Genomic DNA, 891 nt, shown 5'->3' on the forward strand with positions numbered 1-891 from the left:
CGGCACCGGCATCTCCGCCAACGGCAACTGCCCGTCGACCACCAACCCGACACCACAGTCGGCCACCATGAATGCCACCCGGTCCGCGGGCAACCCCGGATCAATCGGTAGATACGCCGCCCCGGCCTTCCACACACCGACAATCGCCGCGACCATCTCCACCCCACGCGGCAGCCGAAGCCCGACCACCGACTCCGGCCCCACACCACACGAGCCCAGATACGCCGCGAACCGACCCGCCAACACATCCAACTCGGCAAACGTCAGCTCGACCCCATCGGCCACCACCGCCACCGCAGCCGGCGTCTGGGCCACCCACCGACCGAACAACCCCAGCACCGACTCCCCACCAACCGGCACCGCAGTGTCATTCCACCCCCGAACCACCAACTCGAACTCTTCGGCGTCCAGCACGCCGACCTTGTCCAGGTCGGTGTCCGTGCCGCCATCGAGCACCTGGCCCAGCACGTCGACAACCTGTTCGAGGGTGTTCCGGAGCAGCCGCCCGACCCGGATCGGATCAACGGAGGCCGCAACCTCGACGCTCACGCTCAGTTCGCTGGACTCCGCGTCGTTGACCGAGACGATCATCGGATAGTTGCTTCGTTCCTGGGTGAAGGTGCTGCGGATGCCACTACCGCCGGCCGGCTCGGGCGCGCTCCGTTCCGCCTGGCCGCCGGTGACGTGGCGGTAGTTGAACAGGCTGGTGAACAGCGGCAGGTTCCCCGCCACCCCGCTGGCCTGCTGGGCCACGGCCAGCGGCGCGTGCTCGTGTTCCAACAGCGCCGCGAGCTGTGAACGCATCGCCTCGACCGCGTCGCGGACACCGACCCCACCGGTACGGGCCCGTACCGGCAACGTGTTGATGAACGGGCCGAGCACCCGGTCCGC

Annotated in this window: 1 protein-coding gene; it reads right to left on the reverse strand. The window is 68.7% G+C overall.

What is annotated here, in order from left to right; translation table 11 throughout:
• On the reverse strand, positions 1-891 hold an 891-nt coding region (locus tag ACFP2T_RS41810), incomplete at both ends, for an AMP-binding protein (protein ID WP_377432427.1).

It is taken from the genome of Plantactinospora solaniradicis, assembly GCF_042658085.1.
In the GTDB taxonomy this organism is placed as follows: domain Bacteria; phylum Actinomycetota; class Actinomycetes; order Mycobacteriales; family Micromonosporaceae; genus Plantactinospora; species Plantactinospora solaniradicis.